The sequence below is a fragment of the Nocardioides convexus genome, from assembly GCF_011090295.1.
This window is the reverse complement of the sequence record NZ_JAAMYA010000001.1, coordinates 4,501,784-4,527,476: the sequence shown is the minus strand read 5'-3', so window position 1 is coordinate 4,527,476 and position 25,693 is coordinate 4,501,784. Positions and strand designations below refer to the sequence as shown.

The 25,693-nt window shown below is 72.7% G+C and carries 34 protein-coding genes and 12 pseudogenes; 15 read left to right on the top strand and 31 right to left on the bottom strand.

Features of this window, described 5'->3' with window-relative positions; translation table 11 throughout:
* Positions 1–80: 80 nt before the first annotated feature.
* The 3 genes and pseudogenes from G5V59_RS33505 to G5V59_RS33495 all read right to left on the bottom strand — a co-directional run bounded on the left by G5V59_RS33505 (position 81) and on the right by G5V59_RS33495 (position 1,001).
* A pseudogene (locus G5V59_RS33505) lies at positions 81–288 on the bottom strand (helix-turn-helix transcriptional regulator).
* Positions 289–391: 103 nt separating this feature from the next.
* Positions 392–598 (bottom strand): annotated as a pseudogene (locus G5V59_RS33500) (DUF2975 domain-containing protein); the annotation flags it as partial.
* Positions 599–863: 265 nt separating this feature from the next.
* Positions 864–1,001 (bottom strand): hypothetical protein, encoded by a 138-nt coding sequence (locus G5V59_RS33495; protein WP_278260382.1) that lies wholly within the window; start codon positions 999–1,001, stop codon positions 864–866.
* On the opposite strand from G5V59_RS33495, the pseudogene G5V59_RS33490 reads away from it, so the two are divergent.
* From G5V59_RS33490 to G5V59_RS38295, 8 genes and pseudogenes are all read left to right on the top strand, one after another.
* Positions 961–1,251 (top strand): annotated as a pseudogene (locus G5V59_RS33490) (glycoside hydrolase family 36 N-terminal domain-containing protein); the annotation flags it as partial. The gene G5V59_RS33495 and the pseudogene G5V59_RS33490 sit on opposite strands and share 41 nt — an antisense overlap.
* Positions 1,252–1,357: 106 nt before the next feature.
* Positions 1,358–1,522 (top strand): annotated as a pseudogene (locus G5V59_RS33485) (glycoside hydrolase family 36 N-terminal domain-containing protein); the annotation flags it as partial.
* Positions 1,468–2,553, top strand: a complete 1,086-nt coding sequence (locus G5V59_RS33480; protein WP_278260225.1) for an alpha-galactosidase — start codon at positions 1,468–1,470, stop codon at positions 2,551–2,553. The pseudogene G5V59_RS33485 and the gene G5V59_RS33480, both read left to right, overlap by 55 nt.
* Before the next feature lie 123 nt (positions 2,554–2,676).
* On the top strand, positions 2,677–2,970 hold the full coding sequence (locus tag G5V59_RS33475; protein ID WP_278259317.1) for a GH36 C-terminal domain-containing protein: 294 nt from the start codon (positions 2,677–2,679) through the stop codon (positions 2,968–2,970).
* 256 nt (positions 2,971–3,226) lie between these two features.
* Positions 3,227–4,399: a 1,4-alpha-glucan branching enzyme gene (glgB, locus tag G5V59_RS33470; protein WP_278259316.1), complete on the top strand. Its 1,173-nt coding sequence runs from the start codon at positions 3,227–3,229 to the stop codon at positions 4,397–4,399.
* A 93-nt stretch (positions 4,400–4,492) separates the two neighbouring features.
* Positions 4,493–4,675 (top strand): annotated as a pseudogene (locus G5V59_RS38305) (alpha amylase C-terminal domain-containing protein); the annotation flags it as partial.
* On the top strand, positions 4,587–4,910 hold the full coding sequence (locus G5V59_RS38300) for an alpha amylase C-terminal domain-containing protein (RefSeq protein ID WP_341351357.1): 324 nt from the start codon (positions 4,587–4,589) through the stop codon (positions 4,908–4,910). The pseudogene G5V59_RS38305 and the gene G5V59_RS38300, both read left to right, overlap by 89 nt.
* 464 nt (positions 4,911–5,374) lie before the next feature.
* The gene (locus G5V59_RS38295; RefSeq protein ID WP_341351095.1) at positions 5,375–5,617 is read left to right on the top strand and encodes a hypothetical protein; all 243 of its coding nucleotides are present in this window, start codon (positions 5,375–5,377) and stop codon (positions 5,615–5,617) included.
* A gap of 72 nt (positions 5,618–5,689) precedes the next feature.
* Here the strand turns inward: G5V59_RS38295 and G5V59_RS33450 are convergent, their stop codons facing one another.
* Positions 5,690–6,568, bottom strand: a complete 879-nt coding sequence (locus G5V59_RS33450; RefSeq protein ID WP_278259314.1) for an EamA family transporter — start codon at positions 6,566–6,568, stop codon at positions 5,690–5,692.
* A gap of 73 nt (positions 6,569–6,641) precedes the next feature.
* On the opposite strand from G5V59_RS33450, the gene G5V59_RS33445 reads away from it, so the two are divergent.
* Positions 6,642–7,013, top strand: coding sequence for a LysR family transcriptional regulator (locus G5V59_RS33445; protein WP_278259313.1), 372 nt, complete (start codon positions 6,642–6,644; stop codon positions 7,011–7,013).
* Positions 7,010–7,531 carry a LysR substrate-binding domain-containing protein gene (locus G5V59_RS33440; protein ID WP_341351356.1) on the top strand — a complete coding sequence of 174 codons (522 nt, stop codon included), beginning with the start codon at positions 7,010–7,012 and terminating at the stop codon, positions 7,529–7,531. Before G5V59_RS33445 ends, G5V59_RS33440 begins: the two co-directional genes overlap by 4 nt.
* Positions 7,532–7,562: 31 nt before the next feature.
* Here G5V59_RS33440 and G5V59_RS33435 read toward each other — a convergent pair whose 3' ends face one another.
* The 15 genes and pseudogenes from G5V59_RS33435 to G5V59_RS33370 form a co-directional block, all read right to left on the bottom strand.
* Positions 7,563–7,877, bottom strand: coding sequence for an LPXTG cell wall anchor domain-containing protein (locus tag G5V59_RS33435; protein WP_278259312.1), 315 nt, complete (start codon positions 7,875–7,877; stop codon positions 7,563–7,565).
* A gap of 17 nt (positions 7,878–7,894) precedes the next feature.
* Entirely contained in the window at positions 7,895–8,734 is an 840-nt protein-coding gene (locus G5V59_RS33430) for a SpaA isopeptide-forming pilin-related protein (protein WP_278259311.1), read from the bottom strand.
* 124 nt (positions 8,735–8,858) lie between these two features.
* Entirely contained in the window at positions 8,859–9,278 is a 420-nt protein-coding gene (locus tag G5V59_RS33425) for a prealbumin-like fold domain-containing protein (protein ID WP_278260222.1), read from the bottom strand.
* Between the two features lie 290 nt (positions 9,279–9,568).
* Positions 9,569–10,429, bottom strand: coding sequence for a SpaA isopeptide-forming pilin-related protein (locus G5V59_RS33420; protein ID WP_278259310.1), 861 nt, complete (start codon positions 10,427–10,429; stop codon positions 9,569–9,571).
* Positions 10,426–11,049 (bottom strand): hypothetical protein, encoded by a 624-nt coding sequence (locus G5V59_RS33415; protein WP_278259309.1) that lies wholly within the window; start codon positions 11,047–11,049, stop codon positions 10,426–10,428. The genes G5V59_RS33420 and G5V59_RS33415 overlap by 4 nt, the downstream gene beginning before the upstream one ends.
* A gap of 104 nt (positions 11,050–11,153) precedes the next feature.
* Positions 11,154–11,366 carry a hypothetical protein gene (locus G5V59_RS33410; RefSeq protein ID WP_278259308.1) on the bottom strand — a complete coding sequence of 71 codons (213 nt, stop codon included), beginning with the start codon at positions 11,364–11,366 and terminating at the stop codon, positions 11,154–11,156.
* Positions 11,363–11,716: pseudogene (locus tag G5V59_RS33405) on the bottom strand (hypothetical protein); the annotation flags it as partial. The gene G5V59_RS33410 and the pseudogene G5V59_RS33405, both read right to left, overlap by 4 nt.
* Before the next feature lie 173 nt (positions 11,717–11,889).
* Positions 11,890–12,018, bottom strand: a complete 129-nt coding sequence (locus tag G5V59_RS33400) for a tetratricopeptide repeat protein (RefSeq protein ID WP_278260221.1) — start codon at positions 12,016–12,018, stop codon at positions 11,890–11,892.
* Positions 12,019–12,085: 67 nt separating this feature from the next.
* A pseudogene (locus G5V59_RS33395) lies at positions 12,086–12,178 on the bottom strand (hypothetical protein); the annotation flags it as partial.
* A 62-nt stretch (positions 12,179–12,240) separates the two neighbouring features.
* Positions 12,241–12,591, bottom strand: coding sequence for a hypothetical protein (locus G5V59_RS33390; RefSeq protein WP_278259306.1), 351 nt, complete (start codon positions 12,589–12,591; stop codon positions 12,241–12,243).
* Positions 12,575–12,850 (bottom strand): hypothetical protein, encoded by a 276-nt coding sequence (locus G5V59_RS33385; RefSeq protein WP_278259305.1) that lies wholly within the window; start codon positions 12,848–12,850, stop codon positions 12,575–12,577. Before G5V59_RS33385 ends, G5V59_RS33390 begins: the two co-directional genes overlap by 17 nt.
* A 278-nt stretch (positions 12,851–13,128) precedes the next feature.
* Positions 13,129–13,491 carry a PH domain-containing protein gene (locus tag G5V59_RS33380; RefSeq protein WP_341351094.1) on the bottom strand — a complete coding sequence of 121 codons (363 nt, stop codon included), beginning with the start codon at positions 13,489–13,491 and terminating at the stop codon, positions 13,129–13,131.
* Positions 13,461–13,667, bottom strand: a complete 207-nt coding sequence (locus G5V59_RS38290; RefSeq protein WP_341351093.1) for a hypothetical protein — start codon at positions 13,665–13,667, stop codon at positions 13,461–13,463. Before G5V59_RS38290 ends, G5V59_RS33380 begins: the two co-directional genes overlap by 31 nt.
* A gap of 14 nt (positions 13,668–13,681) precedes the next feature.
* Positions 13,682–13,825, bottom strand: a complete 144-nt coding sequence (locus G5V59_RS33375; RefSeq protein WP_278259304.1) for a hypothetical protein — start codon at positions 13,823–13,825, stop codon at positions 13,682–13,684.
* A 205-nt stretch (positions 13,826–14,030) separates the two neighbouring features.
* The gene (locus G5V59_RS33370) at positions 14,031–15,428 is read right to left on the bottom strand and encodes a M1 family aminopeptidase (protein ID WP_278259303.1); all 1,398 of its coding nucleotides are present in this window, start codon (positions 15,426–15,428) and stop codon (positions 14,031–14,033) included.
* 393 nt (positions 15,429–15,821) lie between these two features.
* On the opposite strand from G5V59_RS33370, the gene G5V59_RS33365 reads away from it, so the two are divergent.
* Positions 15,822–16,310, top strand: coding sequence for an RIO1 family regulatory kinase/ATPase (locus tag G5V59_RS33365; protein WP_278259302.1), 489 nt, complete (start codon positions 15,822–15,824; stop codon positions 16,308–16,310).
* Entirely contained in the window at positions 16,240–16,389 is a 150-nt protein-coding gene (locus tag G5V59_RS33360) for an RIO1 family regulatory kinase/ATPase (protein WP_278259301.1), read from the top strand. Before G5V59_RS33365 ends, G5V59_RS33360 begins: the two co-directional genes overlap by 71 nt.
* A gap of 89 nt (positions 16,390–16,478) precedes the next feature.
* Here G5V59_RS33360 and G5V59_RS33355 read toward each other — a convergent pair whose 3' ends face one another.
* From G5V59_RS33355 to G5V59_RS33310, 10 genes and pseudogenes are all read right to left on the bottom strand, one after another.
* Entirely contained in the window at positions 16,479–17,105 is a 627-nt protein-coding gene (locus G5V59_RS33355; RefSeq protein ID WP_278259300.1) for a hypothetical protein, read from the bottom strand.
* Positions 17,081–17,572: an alpha/beta fold hydrolase gene (locus tag G5V59_RS33350; protein ID WP_278259299.1), complete on the bottom strand. Its 492-nt coding sequence runs from the start codon at positions 17,570–17,572 to the stop codon at positions 17,081–17,083. The genes G5V59_RS33355 and G5V59_RS33350 overlap by 25 nt, the downstream gene beginning before the upstream one ends.
* Before the next feature lie 6 nt (positions 17,573–17,578).
* Positions 17,579–17,740 (bottom strand): PLP-dependent transferase, encoded by a 162-nt coding sequence (locus G5V59_RS33345; protein ID WP_341351355.1) that lies wholly within the window; start codon positions 17,738–17,740, stop codon positions 17,579–17,581.
* Positions 17,741–17,861: 121 nt separating this feature from the next.
* A pseudogene (locus G5V59_RS33340) lies at positions 17,862–18,014 on the bottom strand (PLP-dependent transferase); the annotation flags it as partial.
* 215 nt (positions 18,015–18,229) lie between these two features.
* A pseudogene (locus tag G5V59_RS33335) lies at positions 18,230–18,391 on the bottom strand (PLP-dependent transferase); the annotation flags it as partial.
* A gap of 109 nt (positions 18,392–18,500) precedes the next feature.
* Positions 18,501–18,605 (bottom strand): annotated as a pseudogene (locus tag G5V59_RS33330) (hypothetical protein); the annotation flags it as partial.
* 112 nt (positions 18,606–18,717) lie between these two features.
* Positions 18,718–18,870 (bottom strand): annotated as a pseudogene (locus G5V59_RS33325) (PLP-dependent transferase); the annotation flags it as partial.
* A 944-nt stretch (positions 18,871–19,814) separates the two neighbouring features.
* The gene (locus G5V59_RS33320; protein WP_278259298.1) at positions 19,815–20,744 is read right to left on the bottom strand and encodes a glycosyltransferase; all 930 of its coding nucleotides are present in this window, start codon (positions 20,742–20,744) and stop codon (positions 19,815–19,817) included.
* Positions 20,663–21,085, bottom strand: coding sequence for a hypothetical protein (locus G5V59_RS33315; protein WP_278259297.1), 423 nt, complete (start codon positions 21,083–21,085; stop codon positions 20,663–20,665). The genes G5V59_RS33320 and G5V59_RS33315 overlap by 82 nt, the downstream gene beginning before the upstream one ends.
* 107 nt (positions 21,086–21,192) lie before the next feature.
* Entirely contained in the window at positions 21,193–21,507 is a 315-nt protein-coding gene (locus G5V59_RS33310; protein ID WP_278259296.1) for a hypothetical protein, read from the bottom strand.
* On the opposite strand from G5V59_RS33310, the gene G5V59_RS33305 reads away from it, so the two are divergent.
* Together G5V59_RS33305 and G5V59_RS33300 are read left to right on the top strand one after the other, a co-directional pair.
* Positions 21,500–22,138: a hypothetical protein gene (locus G5V59_RS33305; protein WP_278259295.1), complete on the top strand. Its 639-nt coding sequence runs from the start codon at positions 21,500–21,502 to the stop codon at positions 22,136–22,138. The two genes, G5V59_RS33310 and G5V59_RS33305, sit on opposite strands and share 8 nt — an antisense overlap.
* Positions 22,138–22,839 (top strand): hypothetical protein, encoded by a 702-nt coding sequence (locus G5V59_RS33300; protein ID WP_278259294.1) that lies wholly within the window; start codon positions 22,138–22,140, stop codon positions 22,837–22,839. The genes G5V59_RS33305 and G5V59_RS33300 overlap by 1 nt, the downstream gene beginning before the upstream one ends.
* A 181-nt stretch (positions 22,840–23,020) precedes the next feature.
* Here G5V59_RS33300 and G5V59_RS33295 read toward each other — a convergent pair whose 3' ends face one another.
* Positions 23,021–23,746 carry a hypothetical protein gene (locus tag G5V59_RS33295; protein ID WP_278259293.1) on the bottom strand — a complete coding sequence of 242 codons (726 nt, stop codon included), beginning with the start codon at positions 23,744–23,746 and terminating at the stop codon, positions 23,021–23,023.
* Between the two features lie 248 nt (positions 23,747–23,994).
* On the opposite strand from G5V59_RS33295, the gene G5V59_RS33290 reads away from it, so the two are divergent.
* The gene (locus G5V59_RS33290; RefSeq protein WP_278259292.1) at positions 23,995–24,243 is read left to right on the top strand and encodes a hypothetical protein; all 249 of its coding nucleotides are present in this window, start codon (positions 23,995–23,997) and stop codon (positions 24,241–24,243) included.
* A gap of 146 nt (positions 24,244–24,389) precedes the next feature.
* Here G5V59_RS33290 and rlmN read toward each other — a convergent pair.
* Positions 24,390–25,500, bottom strand: a pseudogene (gene rlmN / locus G5V59_RS33285) (23S rRNA (adenine(2503)-C(2))-methyltransferase RlmN); the annotation flags it as partial.
* Positions 25,501–25,693: the final 193 nt, after the last annotated feature.

Here is a 25,693-nt window from a genome sequence, read left to right as displayed (position 1 = left end):
CCCGGCACCAGCACCGTGAGCCGCCAGCCGATCCGTTCCTCGCTCGTCACCGGCCCATCACACCAGACGACGCGCCGGGATCAGTCCGCGACGTACTCCAGCAGGTCGCCGGGCTGGCACTCCAGGACCCGGCAGATCGCCTCCAGCGTGCTGAACCGGACCGCCTTGGCCCGGCCGTTCTTGAGCACGGCGACGTTCGCCGGGGTCAGCCCGACCCGCTCGGCGAACTCGCCCACGCTCATCTTGCGCCGGGCCAGGCTCCACGTCGATGCGGACGACGATCGCCACTCAGATCACCGCGTCCAGGTCGGTGCGCAGATCCGTCGCCTGGCGCAGCAAGCTCGCGCATCACGACCATCAGCAGGCCCAGCGCCCCCGAGCACAGCAGCAGCAAGGTCAGCAGGAGCGGCGCGCCCGGGTCGTCCCAGTAGCCCGCCAGCCCGAGCAGCACACCGGCCATGAGCAACCAGCCGGCGCCGATGGCGAGCACGATCGTGTCCACCCAGCGCATCGACGCCGTGGTGAAGATCCGGTCCTCGGCGACCATCGTCAGCAGGCGCCAGGTGCAGACGATGACCACCTGCACGCAGGCGATCACGAGCACCGCGACGATGGTCAGCGGCCATCGCAGGCTCGGCGTCCTCGGGGTGCTGCTCAGCCTGGTAGCGGAACTGGCCGGGCATCGAGAGCACCTGGAAGACGACCAGTAGGGCGAAAGCCATCACGAGGACGATCCGCAGCGGCAGCACCGCTCGACGAACGAGAGTCATGTCTCGACCATCGCTGATTTTTCTATCGAAAATCAATAGGTGTCTAGGGTGGCTCCATGACCGGCACCCGGATCCACCTGCGCGGTGGCGGCGTCAGCCTCCTGCTGGAGCACGGCGCCGGCTGGGCACCCGGGCTCCCCCGGGTCCTGCACTGGGGCACGGACCTCGGCGAGCCTGTCCGCCGACGAGCCTGGCCGGCCTCGCCGAGGCGGCCCGGCCCCGGCGCGGCAACAGTGCCTTCAGCGTGCCCGGCATCCCCTCCCTGCTGCCGGTCGAGGCGGAGGGCTGGCTCGGGCGGCCCGGCCTGGTCGGCAGCCGTGGCGGCGCGCACCACGTCACGCGACTGGCCACCACCGGCACCGAGGAGGTGCCTGACGGCGTGCGGGTGCACGCGAGCGACCCGGACGCGCAGGTCGCGGTCGCGCTGACGATCACGCTGTCGGAGCACGGCGTCGTCCGGGTCGACACGACGCTGACCAACACCGGCACCACGCCGTACGACCTCGACCACCTCGCGCCCGCGCTCCCGCTGCCGGCGCACGCCACCGAGCCTGCTCAGCCTGGCCGGCAGCCAGGGCCACGAGCGGGTGCCGCAACGGCTCCCGCTCGTCGTCGGCGCCCACGTCCGGGAGGACCGCAAGGGGCGCCCGGGCCACGACGCGCCGCTGGTGCTGGTCGCCGGCGAGCGGGGCTTCGGCTGGGAGTCCGGCGAGGTCTGGGGCGTGCACCTGGCCTGGTCGGGCAACCAGGTGCACGCGGCCGAGCGGATGTACCACGGCGAGGCGGTGCTGACCGCCGGCGAGCCTGCTGCTCCCCCGCGAGGTCACCGTCGATCCCGGAGCCGCCCACCGGGCGCCGACCCTGTGGGCGGTCCACGGGCGCGGCCTCAACGAGGCTCTCCGGCCGCCTGCACGCGGAGGTCCGGGCGCGGGCCACGCACCCCCGCACGCCTCGCAAGGTGCTGCTCAACTCCTGGCAGGCGGTCTACTTCAAGGCCACACCGGAGCGGCTCCTGCCCCTGGTGGACGCGGCGGCCGCGGTGGGCGTGGAGCGCTTCGTCGTGGACGACGGGTGGTTCCGGGGGCGCACCAGCGCCCGGGCCGGTCTCGGCGACTGGGAGGTCGACCGCGAGCGCTGGCCCGACGGCCTCGACCCGCTGGTCCGCGCGGTCACCGGGCACGGCATGGACCTCGGCCTCTGGGTCGAGCCGGAGATGGTGAACCCCGACTCCGACCTCGCCCGGGCCCACCCGGACTGGATCCTGAGCCCCGCCGAGGGCGACCTCGGCACGCCGTCGCGCTTCCAGCACGTGCTGGACCTCGCCCGCCCCGACGCCTACGCCCACGTGGCCGCGGCCCTGCACGCCCTGCTCGACACCTACCCGATCGCCTACCTCAAGTGGGACCACAACCGCCCGGTCACCGAGGCCGGCCACGGCCCGGCGCGGGTGCCCGGCGTGCGGGCGCACACGCTCGCGGCGTACCGGTTGATGGACGAGCTCAAGGCCGCCCACCCCGGCCTGGAGATCGAGTCGTGCGCCAGCGGCGGCGCCCGCATCGATCTCGGGGTCCTGGCCCGTACCGACCGGGTCTGGGCCAGTGACTGCATCGACGCGCTGGACCGCCAGGAGGTGCAGCGCTGGACCCAGCCTGCTCGTCCCGCCCGAGCTCGTCGGCACCCACCTCGGCCCGGAGACCGCGCACTCGACGGGGCGCACCCAGCCGCTGGAGTCTGCGCGCGGCGACCGCGCTGTGGGGCCACTTCGGCATCGAGTGGGACCTGACGAAGGTCTCCGACGAGGAGCGCGCGGTGATCCGGTCCTGGGTCGAGCCTGCACCGGCGCCTGCGTCCACTGCTGCACACGGGGCGGGTCGTCGTCGCCGACAGCCCCGACCCGACGCTGTGGGTGCACGGCGTCGTCGCCCCGGACGGCGCGGAGGCGGTCTTCGCGCTGACCTCGCTGGCCAAGCCGGCGACCTCGCCGCGCGGCCGGGTCCGGCTGCCGGGCCTGGACCCCACGGCGTCGTACGACGTCGGGCTGCTGCGGCCCGACGCCGTGTCCGAGCCGCCGTGGACCGTCCCGTCCTGGCTCGCCGAGGGCGTCCGACTGACCGGGCGGGTGCTGGGTACAGCCGGCGTGCAGGTGCCCGCGATGAAGCCTCAGCAGTGCACCCTGCTCCACCTCACCACCCGTCGCTAGACTCGAGAGGATGCCGCCCCACGTGCCGTCGTCGACCCTCGGAGAGATCGATCTGCACCTCGTCGCGGAAGGCCGCCACGAGCCTGCTCTGGCAAGCCCTCGGCGCCCACGTGCGCAGCGAGCCGGAGCCCGGCACCAGGCTTCGTGGTGTGGGCCCCCAACGCGCGCAACGTCAGCGTCATCGGCGAGTTCAACGGCTGGGACGGCAACGCCCACCGGATGAGACTCGATCGGCAGCGGGCTGTGGGAGGCGTTCGTGCCCGGTGTGGGCTCCGGCGCGTCGTACAAGTACGTCGTGGAGGGAGCCGACGGCGTTTGGCGCCACAAGGCCGACCCGATGGCGTTCTACGCCGAGAAGCCGCCGGCCACCGCGTCCCGGGTCTTCGCGAGCACCCACGAGTGGAACGACGACGCGTGGATCGCCGAGCGGGCCCGCAAGCAGCCGGTCAACGAGCCGATGGCGACCTACGAGCCTGCACCTCGGCTCGTGGAAGAAGCACCCCGACGGCTCCTTCTGGTCCTACGACGAGGCTGGCCGCGGACCTGCCCGCCTACCTCGCCGACCTGGGCTTCACCCATGTCGAGCCTGATGCCGGTCATGCAGCACCCGTTCGGCGGCTCCTGGGGCTACCACGTGACGTCGTACTTCGCCCCGGACGCGCGCTTCGGCGACCCCGACGGCTTCCGCCGCCTCGTCGAGGCCCTGCACGCCGCGGGCATCGCGGTGATCCTGGACTGGGTCCCCGGGCACTTCGCGACCGACGAGTGGGCGCTGGCCCGCTTCGACGGCACCGCGCTCTACGAGCACCCCGACCCGCAGCGCGGCTGGCACCCGGAGTGGGGCTCCTACATCTTCGACTTCGGTCGGCCCGAGGTGCGCAACTTCCTGGTCGCCAACGCGCTCTACTGGCTCGAGGAGTTCCACGTGGACGGGCTCCGGGTCGACGGCGTCGCCTCGATGCTCTACCTCGACTACGGGCGCAGCCACGGCGAGTGGCACCCCAACAAGTACGGCGGCCGCGAGCACCTCGAGGCCGTGCAGTTCCTGCAGGAGCTCAACGCCACGGCCTACAAGCGGGTGCCGGGCATGGTCAGCATCGCCGAGGAGTCCACCGCCTGGCCGGGCGTCACCGGCGCCACCTCCGGCGGCGGGCTCGGCTTCGGGTTCAAGTGGAACATGGGCTGGATGCACGACAGCCTCGGCTACCTCGCGCACGAGCCGGTGCACCGCGCCTACCACCACGGCGAGATGACCTTCTCCCTCGTCTACGCCTTCTCCGAGAACTACGTGCTGCCGCTGAGCCACGACGAGGTCGTGCACGGCAAGGGCTCGCTGGTGCGCAAGATGCCCGGCGACCGCTGGCAGCAAGCTCGCCACCCTGCGTGCCTACCTCGCCTTCATGTGGGCCCACCCCGGCAAGCAGGCTGATCATGATGGGCTGCGAGTTCGCCCAGGAGTCGGAGTGGGCCGAGGCCCGCGAGCCTGGACTGGTGGCTGCTCGCCAAGCCCGAGCACCGCGGGGTGCACGACTTCGTGCGGGACCTCAACGCCCGCTACCGCGACGAGCCCGCGCTGTGGGCGCTCGACAACGACCCGGCCGGCTTCGAGTGGATCGATGCCCAGGACGCGGGGCACAACGTCTTCTCGTTCGTGCGCCGCTCCGGCCGGCCCGGGGTCCCGGACCTGGTCTGCGTCGCCAACTTCGCCGCCGTCCCGCACGACCACCGGCTGGGTCTTCCCCTCGCCGGCGAGTGGCACGAGCCTGCTCAACACCGACGCCGCGAGCTACGGCGGCAGCGGGGTCGGCAACCTCGGCACCGTGCACGCGGAGGCCGCCGGGCCCCTGGAGTCGGGGGCGCCCGGCGGCAGCCCGGCGTACGCCTCGCTCGTCGTGCCGCCGCTGGCGACACTGTGGCTGCGAGCGCCCTCCGCCGAATAGCCACCGGTCTACTAGGGTTCGGGGCGTGTCCGAGCAGCCGGAGATCAGCCATGCGACCGTCGACGACGGCACCGCCCGGCTGACCTGGACCGCCGACCTGACCGACCGGGGCTGGCAGGCCGCCGTCGACGTCGTACGACGCCAGGTGGCCGAGGCCCTCACCGACCACGACCGGGTCGAGGTCAAGGTCGCGGTGGACGACGCCGAGGCGCAGCGCATCGCCACCTGGTCGGGGCTACGCCGCGAGGGCGTGCAGCGCGGGCGGGGCGGAGACGTCGTGGTCTACGCGCGTCTCGTCGACGACACCCCGGTGCACGAGCCCGGCGGCTTCCGGGCGCTGCTCAACTCCTTCCTTCCCCGCAAGCGCGGGATCGCGCAGATGCTGGTGCGCGACGAGTCGCCGGAGCCGCGGGTGCTGCTGTGCGAGCCTGACCTACAAGAGCGACTGGGACCTGCCGGGCGGCGTGGTCGAGGTCGGCGAGTCGCCGCTCGTCGCGGTCTCCCGCGAGGTCGAGGAGGAGCCTGGCACTGGAGATCCCCGCCGGCCCGCTGCTGCTCACCGACTGGCTGCCGCCGTGGGGCGGCTGGGACGACGCACTGTGCCTGGTCTTCGACGGCGGGGTGCACCCCGCGGCGATCACCGAGCGGATCGTGCCGCAGGCCCGGGAGATCAGGAGCGCGGAGTTCCTGACGCTGGCGCAGGTTGACGAGCGCGCGGCCGACTTCACGGCGCGACGGGTGCGAGCGGCACTGGCTCATCTCGCGGGTGAGGGTCCCGCCTACTCCGAGTCCGGTCGCTGAGCCTGCTCCAACGGACCTGCGCGACCAGCACGCCCAGCACCAGCAGCGCACCGCCGCCGAGTCTCGCCCGCCGACGGGACCTCGTCGAGCAGGGCCCACGCCGAGCCGATCGCGACCGGCGGGACGAGCAGGATCCACGGCACCACCGCCGACGACGGGTTGCGCGAGAGCAGGCCGTTGAAGAGCCCGTAACCCACCAGCGAGGCCAGGCCCGCGGTGTAGAGCGTGGAGACCGCCGCGCGCCCACCGAAGGCGGCCACGCCGTCAGCCACGGCGGCCGGGCCGTCGATCAGCAGCGAGAGGACAACCAGCGGCAGCGGTACGACGAGCGCGGACCACACCGTCAGGCTCAGACCGCCCTTGGCCCCGCTGGCGCGGGAGACGACATTGCCGATCGCCCACATCGCCGCGGCGCTCAGGCACAACAGCAGCGCCACCGCCGGGACGTGCCCGCCGCGGCCGAGCCCGACCACGACCAGGCCGACCACGCCGAGCAGCACGCCCGCGACCTGCGGGCGGGTCGGCCGCTCGCGGAGCACCACCGCGGCGAGAGCGATGGTCAGCACGACCTGGGCCTGGAGCACCAGGCCGGCGAGCCCCGGCGGCATCCCGGCGTCCATCGCGACGTACAGGAACCCGAACTGGCCGAGCGACATGAACGTCCCGACCGCGAGGATCGTGCGCCACGGCACGGGCGGGCGCGGCAGCAGGAACACTGCCGGCACCAGCACGGCGAGGAAGCGCACGGCGAGGAAGAGCAGCGGGGGCACCTCGCCCATGCCCCAGTCGATCACGACGAAGTTGAAGCCCCAGATCGCGGCGACGAGCGCGGCGAGGGCCTGGTCCCTACGAGTCACGCCTCCATCGTCGCGGCCGAGAACCATGAAGCACCAGCGAATGATGGTGTGCGACTTCATGTAGCGTCATTGCATGATCGATCTGGACGCCCTGGCCGGCCTCCGCGCTGTCGCCACCCACGGCTCGGTGGTCGCCGCCGCCGGCGCGACCGGCTTCACGCCGAGCGCGATCTCCCAGCAGGTCAAGCGCTTGGAGCGACAGACCGGCGTGCCGCTGCTGGAGCGGGTGGGCCGCGGCGTGATGCTGACCAGCCACGGCCAGCACCTCGTCGACGCCGGCGAGCGGGTGCTCGCCGACCTGGAGCAGGCTCGAGGCCGGGCTGCAGCAGCGCGCCGGCGTGGTCGCCGGCCGGGTCCGGCTCGCGGCCTTCTCGACCGCGATGCGCGGCCTGATCGCGCCGATCGCGCGGGCCCTGCGCGACGCCCACCCCGACCTCGAGCCTGACCCTCGACGAGCGCGAGCCGTGGGACGTCGTCGACCTGATCGCCTCCGGGCAGGCCGAGCTCGGGATCGTGCACCGCTGGGGCGGCGTGCCGTTCGCCGTGCCGGAGCACGTCGTCACGACCGCCGTCGCCACCGACCTCGCCGAGTCGATCGTGCACCGCGACGACCCGCTCGCCGGCCGCGACCGCGTCACCCCGCACGACCTGGTGGACGTCGGCTGGATCGCCACTCCCGAGGGCACGATCTGCCGCCAGTGGCTCTCCCGGATGTACGACGGCACCGGGCGCCCGCCCCGCATCGCCCACGTCAGCGGGGAGTTCGAGTCGCACCTGGCACTGGTGCGCGCCGGGCTCGGCGTGGCGCTGGTCCCGCGGATGGGCCGCGGCCCGCTCGGGGACGACCTGGTCGCCGTACGGGTGGTGGACCCGGAGCCGATCCGCCTGGTCGATGCCCTGCACCGCCGGACGATGGCCGACTCCCCCGCCGTGCAGGCGGTGCTCGCCGCGTTCCAGCGCTAGCGAGCACCGCCCGGACGGATCACGCGGGCGATCAGGCCCGGCGGCGGCGCCGCTCCCCGGCCATCAGCCACCCGCCCAGCAGGACGAGCAGGGCGGCGAAGCCCACCAGCGGCACGGCGTACGCCGGCGCGCCGGTGTTGGGCAGCACGCCCGAGGCCGTGCCGGACGAGCCGCCCGACGAGCCGCCCTTCGGGTCGTCCTCGACGATGCCGCCGATCGTGCCGTCGCGCTCGTTGGTGACGGCGATCGTCAGCGTCGAGCCGGCGTTCGCGGTGGTGACCTCGACGGCGTGCTCCGCGGCGGTGCCGGTCGGCAGGACGTAGCCCTTCGGCGCCTTGGTCTCCACGGCGACGTACCCGCCGATCAGGAGGCTTTGTCCCAGGTGATCCGGCCCTTGGCGCCGGTGGTGCGCGGCGCGCCGACCATCGGCTCGGCCGGGTCGTGCAGGCCGTCGCGGTCGGTGTCGGCGTACAGGCTGGAAGACGGCGCCGGCCAGCGCCTTCGCGGTGAAGGCGTCGGTCTTGCGCAGGTCGATCCGGCTGCGCACCTGCGGGTCGGCGACCGGGACCGGCGTGAAGTCTCGCCCCGGCGTTGGCGGCCGTGACGACGATCGGCGCGGACACCGCGTCCTTCGGGAGCCTGGTAGCCCTGCGGCGCCTTCGTCTCCACCCAGAAGTACGTGCCGAACCCGACCGGGTCCACGCCGCACGCCTCGGCGGTCGTGGTGCAGGCGCCGACCTTGGTGTCGGACGCGGCGTCGTAGCGGCCGTTGCCGTCGGCGTCGCGCCACGACTCGAAGGTCGCCCCGGCCACGACGGCGCCGGTCTCCGCGTCGTGCTTGACCACGCTCAGCGCGCTGCGCTTCTGCGGGTCGCCGATGACCGTCACCGGGAAGGTCGTTCCGGCGTTCTCCGGCGCGACGACGATCGGCCCCGACTGCGCGCCGGCAGGCGACTCGTAGCCCTGCGGCGCCTTGGTCTCCAGCCAGTAGTACGTGCCGTGCGCCAGCCCCTGGACCGAGCAGGCCGTGCCGCCGGCGGTGGTGCACTCACCGACCAGGGTGTCACCGCCGGGCTGGAGGCCCGGGGTGCCGTTGGTCTCGGAGTACAGCGCGAAGGTGGCGCCGTCGAGCGTCGTACCGCTCTCCTGGTCCTGCTTGACCACCGACAGCGTGCTCGGCGTCTGCGGGTCGCGGAAGGTCACCACCGCGAGGTCGCTGCCGGCGTTGGCCGCGGTGACCTCGATCGGGTCGGAGTCGCGGTCCGCGGGCAGGTCGTAGCCGACCGGTGCGGTCCGCTCGTGCCAGGCGTAGGTGCCGAACTCCAGGTCACCGACCGTGCAGCGCCCGGCCTGCGTCGTGCAGGTGCCGTACGTCGTCCAGGTGCCGTCCGCCGCCTGGCGGCGCAGGCTCGAAGACGGCCCCGTCGGGCTCGGCGTCCGTCGTCGCGTCCCGCTTGACGACGGTCAGCGCGGAGAGGACCTGCGGGTCGGCGAGGCCGGAGGGGATGATCGGTCCGCCGGCGTTGGTCGCGTTGACGACGATCATGCCGACCACGTCCGCGCCGGGGATGCCGTAACCGGTCGGCGCCGCGATCTCCTTCCACCAGTAGCCACCGAACGGCAGGTCGCCGATCACGCAGTCACCGCTGGCCGGCGTGACACAGGTGCCGATGAGCGTGTCGCTGTCGGTCTGCAGGCCGTTGGCGCCGTTGGTCTCGCGGTAGAGCGCGAAGGTCGCCCCCGCCAGCGGCTTGCCGGTGATCGCGTCGCTCTTGTGGATGAGCAGACTCGCTGCGCTTCTGCGGGTCGCCGATGACGGTCACCGGGAAGGTGCCACCGGCGTTGCTGGCATCGATCGCGATCGCCTCGGAGACGGCGTCGGCGGGCGACTGGTAGCCCTGCGGCGCCTGGGTCTCCTGCCAGTAGTAGGTGCCGAACGGCAGGCCGCCGACGGTGCACGGCTGGGTGCCGGCGGTCGTGCACGGAGCACCGACCGCGGTGTCCGCCCCGGGCTGCAGACCGGCGGTGCCGTTGGTCTCACGCCAGAGCTGGAAGACCGCGCCCGGTACGACGGTCGCGGTGACGCTGCCGTCGGGACGCGCCTCGTGCTTGAGGACGGAGAGCCTCCGAGAGGAGCCGGCTGTCGGTGAACGCCGGCACGCGGACCGGAGTGGCGGTGCCGGCCGGCACGGTGAAGGTGACCGGGCGCGGGTCGTCGATCCGGTAGCCGTCGGGCGCGGCGGTCTCGGTGACCGTCCACTCTCCCGGCACCAGGCCGCGCACCTCGACCCGACCCACGGTCGGGTCGAGGTCGGGGGCCTGGTTGTCGGTGACCACGATCGCCGGACGGCCCGGGCGCTCGAAGCGGAACGTCGCGGTGCCGATCAGTGCCCCGCCGTCGGCGTCGCGCTTCTCCACGATCGCGCCGCCCTGGGTGTTGGTGAAGACGCAGTGCACGTCCCCGCCCTCCGCGCCCACGGTGACGGTGCCCGCGGCGAGGTCCGTGCGGACGCCGGAGGTGTCGCCGGTGCAGGACAGGTCGCTCAGGCTCCAGCCCGCCGTGTCCCGCTCGCCGAAGGTGGAGGACCCGTCGATCTCGTACGTCGCGGTGTCGTCGTCACCCAGCGTGGTGCTCGCCGGCAGCGGGCCGTCCACGGTGCTGCCGTCGAGGTCGAAGGCGAACCGGTCCGGAGCACCGTCGGGCAGGGTCTGCTTCTCGATGACCACCTGGCGGACCGGGTCGAGGATGCCGTAGACGCACCCGGTGGTCTCCTGGCGCTCCGGGGTGACGAAGGCGTCGGTGGCGTTGGCCGGCGGGGTGGCCGGGCAGGAGGTGCCCGGCGCCTTCGCGACCGAGGTGATGGTCAGCCGGTAGCGCTGGCCGGTGGCGTCGGTCACCGCACGCGACCCGCTCGGATCGGTGAAGCCTGAGCCGGTCGTCGCACGGGCCGTTGGTGGCGCCGTACGCACAGCGGCCGGCGACGTTCGGCGTCTCCTCCAGCACCCACGGGTAGTCCACCGTCGGGGTGCCCTGGAAGTCGCCCAGACGCAGCGACAGGGTGCCGCCGAGGAAGGTGCCGTTGCCGCCGGCCGCGCCGACGATCGGGTTGTTGTAGTGGATGATCGAGGCGAGCAGGAATGCCTGGCCCGGGCTCACGTCGCCGGGCGCGTTGGCGTCGAAACCGACACCGCTCTGCCGGTCGAGGTCGAGCGCCGTGGGGCAGCCTGTTGTCACCGCTCGGGACGCCGTAGGAGAAGTCCACCTCGCCGGCCGACGGCGTGCCGGCTCCGGGGGCGTAGTGCAGGCACGGCACCGCCGTGCCGTTCTGGTTGCTGACGTCGGAGACGGCACCGGTCACGTTGCCGACGGTCACCGCCTCGGCGGGTGCCATCACAGCCGCTGGTACGGCGATGCCCGTGACGACGACCGCGACAGCGGAGAGCCAGCGCGCGAGGCGCCCTCCCCGAGATCGGTCCCTGCTGGTGTGCGTGCGCACGACGGCGCTGCCGGATGGCATCGGTACTGCTCCCTCGATCGACGGTTGTCCCGGTTTCCGGACACCCTCGAGGTGCAGGTCTTACGCGACCGGCGCACTTTTCGGAGAAGGTTTACCGCATCCGGTCACTGCGGGAGGCGATCCAACGCCTCCCGGGCGAGGTACGTCGCCCCGGCGACCGCCGCCGGCATCACCGCGACCCCGCCGAGGGGGATCAGGAAGCAGGCCTGGACGCACACGCCGAAGCCGAGCATCGCGCCTCGGTGCTGCTTCATCAGGGCCGCGCGCTGCGCCCGGTCGAGGCCGCGCGCCTCCAGCGGCCGGGACACCAGGCTCACCGGCGAGCAGCCGGCCGGAGAGGACCAGGCCGAGCACGAAGCCGATGATCGCGCCGACGAGCGGCAGCAGGCCGATCACGAAGACCAGCAGAGCCGTCGCGATCCCCATCATCACCAGGACCAGGCCGTCGACGATGCCGCGCAGCCAGCCGACCCCGTGATCGGGCACCGCGCCGCCGAGGGAGAGCCTCGACCTCCTTCCAGATCTTCTCGTAGAAGGGGTCGCCGACGGCGAGGGTCAGCCCGGTGAAGGTGACGATCGCGAGCATCCCGGCTCCGGCGACCACGAGCAGCCACAGCAGGGCCCGGAACACGGTGCGGATCGCCTCGGACCAGCCGTCGGCGAAGGGCGTGGCCCAGGCTGATGAGGTCGTCGGCGAAGATCACCAGGGCGACGAACGCCCCCGCCAGCAGCACACCGACGATGAGCGCGGGCACGATGCCGAGCAGCATCAGCCGGGGCCGCTCCCGCCACAGCCGCAGCCCCCGCAGCAGGAAGCCGGCGCCCTGCCCGAAGCCCATGTCAGAACAATGCGGAGGCGAGGGCCTGGCGACCCTTGAGCACACGCGGGTCGTCGTTGCCGACCGCGCCGAAGAGGCCGAGCAGGTGCTCCCGGGCCCGGTCGCGGTCCTTGCCCGCCGTACGGCGCACCAGGCTCCACCAGCCGCGCGAAGGCGTCCTCCACGTGCCCGCCGAGCATGTCCAGGTCGGCGACCAGGGTCTGCGCGTCGAGGTCGTCGGGATTCGCGGCGGCGGCCGCTCGCGCCTGGTTGAGGTCGACGCCCTGGGTGCGCTGGAGCACCTTCGCCATGGCCAGGCCGGCCGCGGCCTCGGAGTCGGCGGGGTTGGCGTCGGCGAGCTTCTGGTACTCCGTCACCGCGCGGTCGATGTCCCCCGCCGCGAGCGCGTCCTGGGCCGGCGCGTAGCGCGGGTCGATCTCGGCCTCCTCGCCCTCCTGGCCCGGTGCCGCCGGGGCTCCGAACGCGTTGGGCTGGTGCCGCCCGGCGATGCCCTGGGCGGTGAGCCTGCTGGGCGAGCCTGGTTGAACAGCGCCCGGATGTCGTCGATCGGGGCCGCGCCCGGGATCGGCTGGGTCGCCGGGCGCCCGTCGAGGATCACCAGCATCAGCGGCACCTGCGGGATCTGCATCGCCTGCGCGATCTGCGGCACCGCGTCCACGTCGATGCTCGCGGCGAGGAACCGGCCGTCATACTCGTCGGCCACGGTCGCCACGTCGCGCGCGAGCCTGCTCGCTCTCGGGCGCCTGGGTCGCGGAGTGGAACACCAGCACCACCGGCGCCGTCATCGACGCCTCGAGCACGGCCTGGAAGTTGGCCTCGTCCACCGCCACGGAGTACGCCGACCCGGCGCTCCCACCGCTCACGGGCGCTCCGCTCGGCGTACCGCCGCCGGCGGCCGGCGCGGGCCGCTTGAGCGCCGAGAGGTCGATGGCTCCGGGACGGGAGAACGGCTGCTGCGTCATGCCCGCAATCCTACGAAAGGGGTGGGCCGGACTCACGGCGAGGCCACGCCCCGAGCACGTGCCGCAGCGAGCGCGGCCCCTGACTCACAGGCAGGCGGCGGCGGGAACGCCGGACGAGGAGGCGCAGGGAGCGAGGAACGAGCGACCGGAGCCGAGGAGACCGGTGCTTCCCGCCGCGCCGAAGGCTCGCCGCCAGGCGGACCCAGCCTGGCACCGGAGACGACCGCGCGGCCGGCAGCGCGGCGGAGCGCAGCGACGACGCGCTCGGCCCATCCAGGCTAGTTCGGGACGCGGGGGCCGCGGAGGCCGGAGCGCTGGACGACGCGCTGGATGGCGAGGTCGCGCTCGTCGGGACGACCGACGTAGCGGATGTCGCGCAGGCCCTGCTCCTGGGCCGCCGACTCGAAGCAGAAGTGCCCGAAGCCGAGCACCCGCCCGTGCAGCGGCTTCTTGACCGAGATGTCGAGGATCCGGCTCAGCGGCATCGTGGCGAGGCTCTGGGACAGCACGCCGTGGACCCGGAAGACGCGCATGTTGGTGATCACGAAGCGGTCGCGGAGCACCGCGAGCCAGCCCCAGGCGGCGTGGCCGAGCAGGAGCACCGCGACGATCAGGAAGGACCAGGCGACCTGGACCGCCACGAACCAGGCTCCACACGAGCAGCAGCGTCGCGAGCAGCCCCTCGGCGCCGGGACGCAGGTAGGCGAACCAGTGGTGGGTCACCTCGTCGACGACCACCTCGCCCTCCTCGCGCAGGAGGTGCTTGGCGATGTTCGGGTCGCCGAGGCGGACCACGAGGCCCGCGACGAAGGCTCATGAGCCGTCCCTGCGTCAGTCCATCGCGCCGACGAAGTCGATGACCCCGTTGAACGCCTGCGTGGTCAGGTCCCAGCCGTTGCTCGCGGCGCTCTTGGACGTGACCGCCAGCCCGGAGGGGTCGGTGAACATCCAGAACCCGAGGAACACGATCACCACCAGGGCGATCAGGCTTCTTGGCGTCCATGGGTCTCCATCCTGGTGCGGGCACGCGCCCGACGGGGGCACAGGTCGACACATTGGTACCAAACGCCCCACCCGTCACGTGGGAGGCGCGCTGGACCCGGCCGACCCCCGATGACACGAACGGCAGTCCCGGCGCCCGCTGCGGCCTGCCGTCGATGTCATTCGCGGAGGGCGGCTGCTACGGACAGGGGTGGGTCAGGCCGTTGGCGGGGGTCCCGGCCGGGACCGTCCCCGAGCGCAGCCAGGCCTGGAAGAAGCCGCGCAGGTCCTGACCGGTGCGCGCTGAGGCCATGGCCTCGAACTGCGCCACCGTCGCGTTGCCGTCGTGATGGGCGGCAACCCAGGCGCGCAGCAGGTCGCGCATCGCGGTGGCGCCGATCCGGTTCTGCAGCGCGGCCAGCACCATCGAGCCGCGGTCGTAGACCCCTTCGTCGAAGACCTTCGCCGGCCCGGGGTTGCTGATGTCGAGGGTCCAGAAGGACGACCCGCCCTGGCGGCAGCGCTCGTCGTAGGCCCGGTCCAGCCACGCCCGCACCGACGGCCCGCCGTGCGCGGCGTCGTAGGCCACCTCGGCGAAGGTCGCGAAGCCCTCGTTGAGCCAGATGTCGCGCCAGCGCTGGACGGAGACGCTGTCACCGAACCACTGGTGCGCCAGGCTCGTGCACCACGACGCCCGGGTAGATCCAGGCTCCCGTACGTCGGACGCGTCTGGTTCTCCAGCGCGAAGCCCACGTCGAGGCTGGTGACCAGCCCGCCGGTGGAGGTGAAGGGGTACTTCCCGAGCCACGACTGCAGCCAGTCCGTGGTCGCGCCGCTGCGGCGCAGCACGGCCATCGCCCGGGCCCGGTCGGCCTTCGGCAGGCGCGCCGAGACCGCGTTGACGTAGCGGATCCCCGAGGCGCTGCGGCCGGTCTCGACCTGGAACCGGCCCGCCGCGAAGAACGCGAGGTAGGTCGCCATCGGGTCGCTCATCCGCCAGTGCGTGGTGGCCTTGGTGCCCCGGACGGTGCGCCCGACGTAGCTGCCGTTGCTGATCACCCGCTTGCCCCGAGGGGTGGTGACGCGGATGTCGAAGACGGCCTTGTCGCTGGGGTGGTCGTTGGAGGGGAACCACCACGGCGCCATGTGGGGCTCGTTCATCGCCACGACCTCCCCGCCGTCGGCCAGCCAGTTGCGCTCCCCGGCGTAGCGGTAGCGCCCCGGGAAGCCGCCGTAGGCGACGGAGACCCTGACGATCGCGCCCTTGCGGATCGAGCGGGCCGGGACGATGTGCAGGCTCATGGTTGTTGGGCTTGCCGAAGCGCGCCCGGCGGCCGTCGACGGTGACCGCAGAGACCGGGAGCAGCAGGTCGAGGTTGAGGCTGGACAGGTCCTTCTTCGCCCGCAGGGTCACGATCGTGCGCCCGCTGAGCCGGGCGCGGGAGAAGTCGTAGGAGACCCGGACGTCGTAGCGCAGGGCGTCGGTGCCGCCGTTGCCGTCGAACTTCCAGTACGGGTCGGGACCGGTCGATCCGCCGGGTGCCGCCGTCCGCACGGCAGCACCGGAGAAGCCCGGCACGAGAAGCAGCAGGAGCACCACGAGAACGATCCGCCAACGCATGGCAGCACCGTACGTCAATCCTCCGACGGAAAAGCGGTTGTCGTGCCCGAACCCGGTGCGCCACCATCGGGGACGTCGTCCGCGTGCCCCGTGGACCCGTCGAGAGGAGCGTGACATGTCCATGACTGTCCTCGGCCTGCCTTCAGACCGATTCCTCTCGATCCCCAGGAGCACCCGTCTTGTCCCAGGAGAACCTCTCCCCTGACCTCGACCCCCGGTTCGTCTTCGACTACCGGGCCTACGACGACCTCGAGCCCGGCCAGCGCTGGTCGACCTGGCTCTCGGTCGAGCCGCTGTCCCGCGGCCCCGAGCCCCGTCCCGACTGGGTGGTGACCTCGCAGGGCGCGGTCGACACCGAGACTCGGCATCTTGAAGACCGGCAAGGAGGCCGACGTCTTCCTGCTCGACCGCACCGACCCGCACGACCCCGCGCAGTCGGTGGTGATGGCCGCCAAGCGCTACCGCTCCCCGGAGCACCGCACCTTCCACCGCTCGGCGACCTACACCGAGGGCCGCAGCATGAAGCGCTCGCGCGACGAGCGTGCGGTCAAGCGCAAGTCCACCTTCGGACGCGAGGTGGCCGCCGGCGAGTGGGCGGTCTCGGAGTGGTCCGCGCTCAACCGCTGCTGGGAGCTCGGCCTCCCGGTGCCCTACCCGGTCCAGGTCGACGGCACCGAGATCCTGATGGAGTGGATCCGCGTGGACGGCGAGAGCGCGCCCCGGCTGGCCCAGACCCGGCCGGAGCCGGCGCTGCTCGCGTCGTACTTCGAGCAGGCTGCGGGAGGCGATGGCGACGCTGGTGCAGGCCGGTCTCGTGCACGGCGACCTCTCGCCGTACAACATCCTGGCGGCGGGTGAGCGGCTCGTGGTCATCGACCTGCCCCAGGCTCGTGGACCTGGTCGGCAACGCCCAGGGCTTCGACTTCCTGCTGCGTGACTGCACCAACGTGTGCTCCTGGTTCGCGCGGCGCGGGCTGGAGGTGGATCCCCAGGAGTCTGTTCGGCGAGCCTGATGGCACACGCCTTCTAGGCGAGGTGCCGGCGCACCTCGTCGTGGTAGCCGGGCGGCTCCAGCAGGAAGGAGTCGTGGCCCCACGGCGAGGCGATCTCGGCGTGCTCGACCGCCGCCCCGCGGGCGGCGGAACCGTCGCGGATCCGCAGCGAGTGGGCCGTCGGGAAGCGCCAGTCGGAGTCGAAGGAGATCAGCCCGAACCGGGTGGCCGGTACGACGCCCGGGTGCGCTCCGAACGGGTCGAAGTAGTCCATCGGCCGGGTCAGGTGGAGGTAGGACAGCGCGTCGAAGCGACGCAGGAAGGCCTCCCCCGGTGCTGCAGGTAGGCCTCCACCTCGAAGTCCGCCTCGAGCCGCTTGGCGTGCCCGGTGGTGGCGCGCCGGTGGCCGAACTTCGCCTCCAGCGACGCGGGCGAGACGTAGGTGATGTGCGCCATCATCCGGGCGATCTTGAGCCCGTGCCGGGGCGTGGTGCCGTGCTCGGCGTACCGGCCGCCGTGGAAGTCGGGGTCCTCCAGGATCGCGGCGCGCGCGACCGAGGAGAAGGCGATGTTCTCCGGGGTCAGCCGGGAGCCTGGCCGCGACCAGGACGGCGCGCTCGATCCGCTCCGGCTCGCTCAGCGCCCACTCCAGCACCTGCATCCCCCGAGGGATCCGCCGACGGCGGCGTGCAGGCGGTCGATGCCGAGGTGGTCGAGCAGCCCGCGGTGCACGGCGACGAGGTCGGCCATGTCGAGCGCCGGGAAGTCCGGGCCGTGGGCACGGCCGGTCACCGGGTCGAGCGACTGCGGGCCGGTCGTGCCCGAGCATCCGCCGAGCAGGTTGGCGGAGACGACGAAGAAGCGGTCGGTGTCGAGCGCCTTGCCGGGCCCGATCAGGTTGTCCCACCAGCCCGGCCGGACGGCGCCCTCGTGCCAGCCGGCCGCGTGTGCGTCGCCGGTCAGCGCGTGGCAGACGAAGACGGCGTTGTCGCGCGCGGGCGAGAGCGTCCCGTAGGTCTCGTAGGCGACCTCGACGTGTGCGAGCTCCGCCCCCGAGACGAGCACCAGCGGGCCGTGCTGCGTGAGCACGGCCCGCTGGGTCGCGACGACCCCGACGGAGTCAGACAAGGTCGCTCACTTCGCGGCGATGAGCGCCTGCTCGAGGTCGGCGACGATGTCGTCGATGTTCTCGATGCCGACGGAGAGCCGCACCAGGTCCTCCGGTACGCCGGCCAGGCTCCAGGCTCCTCCGGGGTGAGCCTGCGAGTGCGTGGTGCTGGCGTTGTGCACGGCCAGCGACTTCGCGTCGCCGATGTTGACCAGGTGGCTGAACAGACTCCAGGGACTCGATGAAGCGCTTGCCCCCGTCGCGGCCGCTCTTGAGACCGAAGGACACCAGGCCGCCGTACCCCTTGCCGGTGAAGAGGCGGTCGGCGACCTCCTTGGACGGGTCTCCCTCGAGACCGGGGTAGTTCACCCACGCGACCGCCTCGTGACCCTGCAGGTACTTCGCCACCGCCAGCGCGTTCTCGCTGTGCCGCTCCAGGCGCAGGTGCAGCGTCTCCAGGCCCTGCAGGAACAGGAAGGAGTTGAGCGGCGCGATCGCGGCACCGGTGTTGCGCAGCAGCACCGTCCGGGCGCGGATGATGTAGGCGAGCCGGCGACGGCGTCGGTCCAGACCACCCCGTGGTAGGCCGAGTCGGGGGTCGTCAGGCCCGGGAAGCGGTCGGAGTGGGCGGCCCAGTCGAACTTCCCGCTGTCGACGATGACCCCGCCGATCGACGTGCCGTGGCCACCGATGTACTTGGTCGCGGAGTGCACCGCGATGTCGGCGCCGTGGTCGAAGACCCGCTCCAGGTACGGCGTGGTGACGGTGTTGTCGACGACGAGCGGCAACCCCTGCGCGTGCGCCGCGTCGGCCCAGGCTCGGGTGTCGACGACGTTGATCTTGGGGTTGCCGATGGTCTCGGCGAAGACCGAACTTGGTCTTCTCGTCCACGTGCTTGGCGAGGTCCTCCGGCTTGTCCGGGTCGACGAAGCGGACCTCGATGCCGTACTGCGGCAGCGTGTGCGCGAAGAGGGCGTAGGTGCCGCCGTAGAGGGTGGAGATGGCGACGATGTTGTCGCCGGCGTAGGTCAGGTTGAGCACGGAGTAGGTGATCGCGGCCGAGCCGGACGCGACGGCGAGCGCGCCGACGCCGCCCTCGAGCCTGGGCGACCCGCTCCTCGAAGGCCGACTGGGTCGGGTTCATGATCCGGGTGTAGATGTTGCCCGGCTCGGCGAGTGCGAACAGGTTGGCGGCGTGCTCGGTGTCGTTGAAGACGTACGACGTGGTCTGGTAGATCGGCACGGCCCGCGCGTTGGTGGCCGGGTCGGGCTCCTCCTGACCGGCGTGCACGGCGAGGGTCTCGGGACGGTAGGTCATCGATGTCTCCTTCGAGGGATCGCCGGCGCGCGGCGTGCTGGTGGAATTAACTGTAGTGAGTTGATCAAGAAACATGAGACGCGTTGTCCACCGCTCGGACAGGCACCCGTCGGGTAGCGTCCGGCGGCGTGAGGAGCACCCGCAGCCGCAACGTCGCGGTCACCACCCGCACCCCCGACGACCGGCAGTGGCAGGCGAGCGCGGGCGCCGCCGGTGCGGCCGGGCTCGCCGGCCTCGACATCGAGCGGAGCACGCTCTACTCCCCCGCCGAGGCTCTACGACCGCACGCCCTACGCGGCGACGTTCGACGCCCGCGCCTACGCCTGGGCGCGTGCCGCCTGCGGACCGGCCGAGGCGCTGGCCGAGGTCCTCCACGACCAGGCGATCGACACCGCGCTCGCCACCTGGGTGCGCGACCAGCGGCTGGTCGGCGTGATGGGCGGGCACGCGGCCGACCGCGGCACGCCGGGCTACGCCGAGGCGGCGCGGCTCGGTGCCCTGCTGGGCGCCCGCCACGTGGTCGCCACCGGCGGCGGGCCCGGCGCGATGGAGGCGGCGAACCTCGGCGGCCGGATGGCCGGGCTGGGTGCGGACGCCCTCGCCGAGGCGGTACGACGAGTGAGCGCCACGCCCTCGTTCCGCCCCTCGATCGACGCCTGGGTGGAGGCCGCCCGGGGCGCCCTGGAGCTCAGCACGTCACCGAGGCCCTCGCTCGGCGTGCCGACCTGGCACTACGGGCACGAGCCGCCCAACCTGTTCGCGACCGCGATCGCGAAGTACTTCCGCAACGCGCTGCGCGAGGCGATCCTGCTCCAGGTCTGCGACGCCGGGATCGTCTTCCTCGCAGGCGCCGGCGGCACGGTGCAGGAGATCTTCCAGGACGCCTGCGAGAACTACTACGCCGGCGAGCAGGACGTCGCGCCGATGGTGCTCGTCGGGCGCACCTACTGGACCGAGACGCTGCCCGCCTGGCCGCTGCTGCAGGCGCTCTCGCGCGGCCGCGCGATGGAGGCGCACGTGCACCTCGTCGACACCGTCGAGGAGGCGGCCGCGCTGTTCGGCTGAGTCAGGCCGCTCGCGAGGCGGGCCGGGTCACCGCGCGCGAGCCGATCACCGCGCGGTAGTGCTCCAGCAGACTGCTCGTTGATCGCGAACCACGAGCGCTCCTGCACCGCCCGCAGGGCCGTCGCGCCCATCGTCGCGCGCAGGCTGGCGTCGGAGGCGAGCCGGTCCACGCACGTGGCGAGGTCGGCGCCGTCGCCGGCCCGGTAGAGCAGCCCGGTCGCACCGTGGGCGACCACGTCGATCGGGCCACCGGCGGCGGGGGCGACCACCGGCACCGCTGAGGCGAGCGCCTCCTGCGCGGACTGGCAGAAGGTCTCGTAGCGGCCGGTGTGCACGAACAGGTCGAGGGAGGCGTAGGCACGGCTCAGGTCGTCGCCGTGAAGCAGGCCGAGGAAGGTGGCGCGCTGGCCGAGCACGCCGCGCAGGCGCTGCTCGTCCGGACCGCCGCCGACCAGCACCAGCGCGTAGCGCGGGTCGTCGGCGAGGTGCGTGAGCAGGTCCAGGCTCCTTCTCCGCCGCCAGCCGGCCGACGTACCCGACCAGGAGGCGGCCGTCGGGGGCGATCCGCTGCCGCAGCGCTTCGTCGCGGTGGCGCGGGTGGAAGGCGGCCAGGTCCACGCCGCGGCCCCAGCGGTAGACCTCCGGGACGCCGAGTCTGCCGTAGCCTGCTCGATGCTCGCGGTCGAGGGGGCCAGGGTGCGGTCCACGTGGTGGTGGATGCGGCGGGTCAGCCCGGCCATCGCGCGGGCGCCGCCGGGCAGGTCGTAGCGCTCGGCGAAGCCGACCAGGTCGGTCTGGTAGATCGCCACGGTCGGGATGCCGAGGCTCCTCGGCGGCGCGCGAGGCCTGGTAGCCGAGCGTCGCGGGCGAGGCGATGTGCACGACGTCGGGGCGGTACTGGCTCATCACCGTGCGCAGCCGGCGCCGGGTCTCCAGGCCGAGGCGGAAGTCGGGGTAGAACGGCAGGTTGGCGCCGCGGGCGCGCTGCACCCGGAAGCCGGCGTACTGCTCGGGGCCGGTGGGCGCGACCAGGCTGGGCGTGGTGGCCCTCGGCCTGCAGGTGCTCCAGCACGCGGCGTACCGAGTTGGTGACGCCGTTGATCTGCGGGAGGAACGACTCGGCGACCACCAGAACCCGGAGCTTGTCCATGACACGGACGCTAGGCTCCGCGCCACAACACTTCGTCACACGTCCGGGAGTGTCCGGCGACCTCCGGGTGAACGCCTGGGGTACGCCGAAACAGGACGTGACCCATTTCATAGAAGGGTCGTTGCTCCGCCGTGGAGATCTCTCGCCGTGACCTGATCCGCAACGCCATCGCCGCCGGAGGCCTCGCGGCCGCCGCCACCGCCCTGCCGGGCGTGCTGCGCTCCGCGACCGCCAGCGCGGCGCCGGGCAACACCCTCCAGCAGACCTACACCGTCGGTACGCCGGGCGCGGGCGGCTACCGCCCCGTCATCGCGGTCGCCGGCGAGGCGCACAGCGTCCGCTCCGGCCTCGGCGTCGCCGCCGCCCCGGGCCGTGCGCGCCAGGGTCTGCTCGCCTTCGCGCAGGCTCAGCGACGTGCACATCGTCGACGCGCAGTCGCCGCTGCGCCTGGAGTGGACCGACCGGCTCGACGACCCCAGCCCGCTGCCCGCGACCGGCTTGTTCACCTCGTCCTACCGGCCGGGCGAGATGCTCACCGGCCAGGTCGCGGACTCCATGGTCCGCGCCATCAACCGGATCGCCACCGGCCCGGTCACCGGCAAGCCGCTGGCGCTGGCGATCCAGACCGGCGACAACTCCGACAACTCCCAGGCCAACGAGGTCCGCTGGAACATCAACATCCTCAACGGCGGCAGCGTCCGGGTCGACTCCGGCAACCTCAACAAGTGGGAGGGCGTGGCCGACAGCACCCCGGCGACGTACGACACGGCGTACTGGCACCCGCACGGCAACCCGGCCGGCAAGCCGGTGGACCGCCCGCGTGCGGAGTACGGCTTCCCCGTCGTACCGGGGCTGCTGGACGCGGCCCGCCGCCCGTTCACCGCCGAGGGCCTGGACATCCCGTGGTACTCCGTCTTCGGCAACCACGACGGCCTGGTCCAGGGCAACTTCCCCACCAGCACCCTGCAGGCTCAACCTGCTCGCGCTGGGCGCGCTCAAGATCATCTCGCCGCCGCTCGGCGTGAACCCGGCTCAGGCTCTTCGACGACCTGATGAGCAACCCCGGCGGCCTGCTCACCAACCTGCTCGGCGGCGCGCTCAACACCGTCGTCCGGGTGGTGCAGCCCGACCTGAACCGCCGCCTGCTCACCCGCCAGCAGGTCGTCGAGCAGCACTTCGCGCTCGGCGGCGCGCCCTTCGGGCACGGCTTCACCGACACCAACCGCCAGAAGGGGACGGCGTACTACTCCTTCGACAAGGGCGACTTCCGCTTCGTCGTCATGGACACCGTCAACCCCAACGGGTACGCCGACGGCTCGCTCGACAAGACCCAGTTCGCCTGGCTGACGGCACTCCTCGACGCCTCCGCCGACAAGATCGTGATGGTCTTCAGCCACCACACCTCCGACACGATGGGCAACCCGCTCGTCGTCACCGGCGGCAACCTGGAGCCGCGCGTCACCGGCGGCACCGTCCTCGACGCGCTGCTCGCCCGGCCGAACGTGATCGCCTGGATCAACGGCCACACCCACCGCAACAAGATCACCCCGCGGCCGCGGACCAACGGTGGTGGGCTGTGGGAGATCACCACCGCCTCGCACATCGACTGGCCGCAGCAGGCGCGGATCATCGAGGTCGCCGACAACGGCGACGGCACGCTGTCGATCTTCACCACGATGGTCGACCACGCCGGCCCCGCCTCCGCCGGCGCCGGCACCGGCAACGCCGAGCAGACTCGCCGGTCTCGCCCGTGAGCCTGGCCGCCAACGACTGGCACGCCCACCTCGACGGCTCCGGTGCGCCCGAGGACCGCAACGTCGAGTCTGCTGGTGGACCACCCGCTCAGGCTGAGGCCGAGCAGCCAGGAGCGCTCCTGCCCGTGGCCGGTGAACCCGGCCCGGCGCAGGATCGGTCCCGACGTCTCCACCCGCCCCTTCACGATCGCCAGGTCCGCACCGTGCCGGCGGGCGTACGCCAGCCGCGCCGCGAGCACCGCCCGGTAGATCCCGCGCCCGCGAGCCTGCGGGTCCACCACGCCTCCCCACAGCCGCGCGTCCGGGCCGGCCATGGTGAGCCCGCCGCTGCCGAGAGGTGTGTCGCCGTCGTACGCGACGACGGCGCCGCCTCCCCCGCTGCGCACCTTGGCGACCTCGCCGGGATGCGCGGCCTCCAGGCTCGCGGCGGTCGGTCGGGCTCGCGCCGAACACCTGCGCGCTGAGCCGGACCGCGTCCACGAACACCTCCAGGTCCTCGCTCCAGCGCAGCGGCACGTCCGGCAGGTCGCCGAGGTCGGGCGGTCCGTCCAGCCCGAGCGCCAGTACGTCGACCGTCTCGTCCAGGGCGCCCACCGTGCTCCCGCAGCGCCGGCTCCACGTCCTCCGGCGCCCCCAGCCGCACCCAGCACGCGACCTGCTCCGGAGCGACGCCCCCGCGCGGGGCGAGACTCGCGGGCGTGCGCCAGCACCTCGGGCAGCACCTCGGCGGCGGGCCGGTGCGGGTGGAAGCGGACCAGCCTGCAGCGGCCGCTCCGTCCAGTCCGGGTAGCGGACGAGCAGGTACTCCTCGGTCTCCACACGCGGGGCGTGCGGGGGCAGGAAGGCCCACGCGGCGCTCGCGGTGCGGACACGCTCGGCGGTGGGCTGCATGGGACCAGCCAAGCACGAGGGCGTGTCGGACCCTCGTTGCAGGCTTGGCCGAGTGAGCGCGCACCACTACGTGGACGAGACCAAGGCCAAGAGCCTACGTGGTCGTCGCGGCGCGCTGCCCGGACGACACGATGCGCGAGGTACGTCGAGCAGTGGGCCGGTTGGCGCTGCCGGGACAACGCTCCGTGCACATGAAGCACGAGAGCCCCCGTCGCCGCCGGCACGTAGCCGGCAGCATCGCCCGGCTACGGATCTACGGCGTCAGTGCCGTCGTCCTGGACGCCGGGACAGGCCGCTCACCTCGTCCTCGACCTCGATGCGACCCTGCTGGCGCGCGACCGCCGCACCCTCGCGACCGCCACCCGCGACCTTCCTCGGGTCGCCTACAGCCACCTGCCTCTCTCCGCAGAGCCCCTGCTCGCAATCCCCGACGTCATCGCTTGGTCGTGGGCGCGGGGCGGCGAGTGGCGTCGCCGGGTGGAGTCCCTCGTCACCGACGTCGCCTACCTCTGAGATGCGCGAGACCCGAGCGCCACGTCCGTCCGGACGGGTCTCGGGTCCACTTCCCAGCGCGGACCGCGCCGGACTCCATCAGTATGACTCCCAGAGCCGACAGAAATCCAGCAGGAGGCGTCGCAGGCTACTCCGCCGCCGCGAGACTGCCCGCAGGCCGCGTCGATCTCGCTGCCCCGCGTGTCCCGCATCGTCGTCGCGATGCCCTTGGCCTCCAGGCGGCGGACGAACTCGTCCATGTCCTCCTCGCGCGAGCGGGTGAACTGCGAGCCGGGGACCTCGTTGAGCGGGATCGGGTTGATGTGCACCCAGCCGGTGCCGCGGCCGTCGGCGGAGAGCACGTCGGCGAGCAGGTCGGCCCGCCAGCCCTGGTCGTTGATGTCGCGCATGAGGGCGTACTCGATGGACACGCGGCGGCCCGTCTTCGCGAAGTACTCGTAGGCCGCGTCGACGGTCTCGGCGACCGAGAACCGGGTGTTGATCGGCACCAGGTCGTTGCGCAGGCTCGTCGTCGGGGGCGTGCAGTGAGAGCGCGAGGGTCACCGGGACGCCCTCGTCGGCGAGCCTGCTTGATCCGCGGCACCAGGCCGACGGTGGAGACCGTCACGTGGCGGGCGGAGAGGCCGAGGCCCGAGGGAGCCGGGTCGGTGAGGCGCCGTACGGCGCCGACGGTCGCCTTGTAGTTGGCGAGCGGCTCACCCATGCCCATGAACACCACGTTCGAGAGCCGGCCCGGTCCCCCGGCGACGTCGCCGTTGACCATCGCGCGGGCCCCCACGACGACCTGGTGGACGATCTCGGCGGTCGACATGTTGCGCTGCAGGCCGCCCTGGCCCGTGGCGCAGAACGGGCAGGCCATGCCGCAGCCGGCCTGGCTGGAGATGCAGATCGTGGCCCGGTCCTTGTAGCGCATCAGCACCGACTCGACGAGCGAGCCGTCGAAGAGCCTTCCACAGGGTCTTGACCGTCTTGCCCTGGTCGGCGCTCTGCTGCCGGATCGGGTCCATCAGGTCGGGCAGCAGAGCAGCCACGAGGTCGTCGCGCTGAGCCGCCGGCAGGTCGGTCATCTCGGCGGGGTCGTGGACCAGCCGGCCGAAGTAGTGCGTCGAGAGCCTGCTTCGCGCGAAAGCCCGGCAGGCCCATCTCGACGAGCAGGTCCTTGCGCTCCGCGTCGGTCAGGTCCGCCAGGTGGCGGGGAGGCTTCTTGCGCCCCCGCGGCTCCGCGAGGACGAGAGGCAGGCTGCGCGGCTCGGACATCCCTCCGATTGTCCCACCTCCTCGGGCGGGACACCCAAACGCTGCCTCAGCCTGTCCTTCTTGAGCAGGAACCACAGCACGGCCGCGGCGACGAGACCGACGACCAGGATGGTGCCGACCATCCCGATCAGCATGTACTTGGCGAAGCGCCGGGTGTGGTGCGGCACCAGCATCCCGATCGGTACGACGAGCA